The organism is Pseudoalteromonas sp. SR45-5, assembly GCF_014163565.1.
Lineage (GTDB): Bacteria > Pseudomonadota > Gammaproteobacteria > Enterobacterales > Alteromonadaceae > Pseudoalteromonas > Pseudoalteromonas distincta.
Map to the genome: position 1 here is coordinate 1 of NZ_JACJDN010000661.1, position 2107 is coordinate 2107.

Here is a 2107-nt window from a genome sequence, read left to right on the forward strand (position 1 = left end):
TATCGTTTTAATAAGTAACTTACTCAGCCCATTTCCTTGCGATTGCGGGGCAATAAATACATCTGCTAAATAAGCAAAGGTTGCGTTATCAGTCACTACTCGGGCAAAGCCAACTTGTTCGTTATGAGCGCTGTAAACACCAAAGCACATTGAGTTATCAATAGCCGATTGCATCACGCTTTTAGGGATGCCTTTGGCCCAATAGCTATTAGCAATAAAGTTATAAATAACGTTAAAGTTAAGTTTGCTTTTGTCTGTGCTTATTGAGTAGTTACTAATGTTTGCGCTCATAAGTTAATAGTCTTTTTTACCAACGTTTTTATAAACATTTCTATAGAACGTTCCTATAGCCTATAAATAATCTTTAACGTTTTTAAGCTGTTTGTCGTGTACTTTTGAAAGCACTAACAATGAGCAAATAGCCCCAAATAACGCCAGTCCCATATCAGATTGGGTATCCCACACGTAACCTTGAGTGCCTAAAAATGCCTCTGCGTTTTCGCCGCTTAACACTGCAACCCACCATTCTATTAATTCGTAAAACGCGCTAAATGCTAAACATACCGAAATAACAAAAGTGATTAACCAACCTCGACCATTTACTACTTTTTTGCGCAGTAAAATTTCGCGTGCTAGTAGTGCAGGTACAAACCCTTGAAAAAAGTGCCCTACTTTGTCGTAGTTATTGCGCTCGCTACCGAATAGGTTATCGAACAAAGGGACTTCGGCGTAGGTGTAATGCCCGCCAATCATCAGCACTATGCAATGCGCTAAAATAAATGTATATAAAATAGGGGTAAGTTTAAAGTGGCTATAGGTGCTTGCCAGCAGCACTAAACCAATAATTGCGGGGATAACTTCAAGCAGCCATGTAAATTGATCTTTTGGGTTAATACCAGACCAAATTAATACAATAAAAAACAGGCTCAGCCATAAATACTTCATTTAGAATCCTTTTCTAAATTGATCAAATTTACGGCATTTTACGCCTTTGAAATAAACGACGCTACCTATAGTTTGTTTTTGCGGTAATGCGATTAAACAAAGTAGGAAAAAAGCGCTTAATTGTAGGCGCCCAACCACTTAAACCTTTGCCAATAATCACTTCGTCTTTTTTATTACTAATGGCACGAATCATTTTTGAAGCCGCTACGCTTACATCCATGCCATTTTCTATCGATTCTTCTGGTTTATTTTGCGCTATGCCTTGCTCGTTTAGTGAGTTATGCGCAATTGCTGTTTTAATAGAGCCTGGGCAAATTGTTAAGCAATGAATATTATGTTGTGCTACTTCTGCACGTAGGCAATCCATAAAACCAACAACTGCATATTTAGAACCCGAATAACCTGTTCTAAATTTTGAACCAACTTTACCCGCCACACTACTAATAGACACAATTGAACCACTGCGTCTTACCACCATAGTAGGTAATACAGCTTTAGTAAGTGCAATTAAGCCAAAGTAATTAACCTCCATTAATTGGCGATACACGTTAAAATCGTTTTCTAAAAATAAACTGCGCTGCGATACGCCGCCGTTATTAATTAAAATATCTATTGCAGGAAGATCGTTCATTTTTGCTGTTACTGTACTCAGTACATGCTCTGGCTGAGCTAAGTCCAGCGGCATAACTAAGTGCCCTTCGCCTTTAAGCGTTGCTTTTAAATCGTTTAGTTTATCTACATTGCGCGCCGATAAAATAACGCGCGCTCCAAGCTCGGCAAATTGTATAGCAAGCTCTTTACCAATACCTGACGATGCCCCGGTGATCCACACGGTTTTATTATTATATTGCATGCGTTATCTGCCCTTTTATTGTTATTTATTAGGTTTTATAAAGGTACTTAGTAAAGTATTTTACGCCTTTGTAGGACCTGCTATTGCGTTTACTTCATCTTCTAATGTTTTGTAAAAACCCATTAAAAATAGTAGTTCAACAGTTACGTACAAAGGGCCAATAATTAAACCAATTAGATCATCCACAAACGCCGGTTTTTTGCCTTCGTAATAGTGCCCAATAAACTGTAATACCCAACCAAATACAAACACACCTACGCCAATACTCAACCAAGGCCAAAACGCCATTGCCGCAATGGGCTGAGCAGC

The 2107-nt window shown here is 38.5% G+C and carries 4 protein-coding genes; all 4 read right to left on the bottom strand.

What is annotated here, in order from left to right; all coding sequences use genetic code 11:
* Positions 1-291 (bottom strand): GNAT family N-acetyltransferase (locus H5072_RS17695; RefSeq protein ID WP_182694300.1); only part of this gene is annotated, 291 nt, incomplete at its 3' end.
* 60 nt (positions 292-351) lie between these two features.
* Positions 352-945, bottom strand: coding sequence for a DUF2238 domain-containing protein (locus H5072_RS17700; RefSeq protein ID WP_149604942.1), 594 nt, complete (start codon positions 943-945; stop codon positions 352-354).
* Positions 946-1006: 61 nt separating this feature from the next.
* Positions 1007-1798: an SDR family oxidoreductase gene (locus H5072_RS17705; RefSeq protein WP_182694301.1), complete on the bottom strand. Its 792-nt coding sequence runs from the start codon at positions 1796-1798 to the stop codon at positions 1007-1009.
* Positions 1799-1858: 60 nt separating this feature from the next.
* Positions 1859-2107: Mpo1-like protein (locus tag H5072_RS17710; RefSeq protein WP_182694302.1), on the bottom strand; the 249-nt coding region annotated here is incomplete at its 5' end.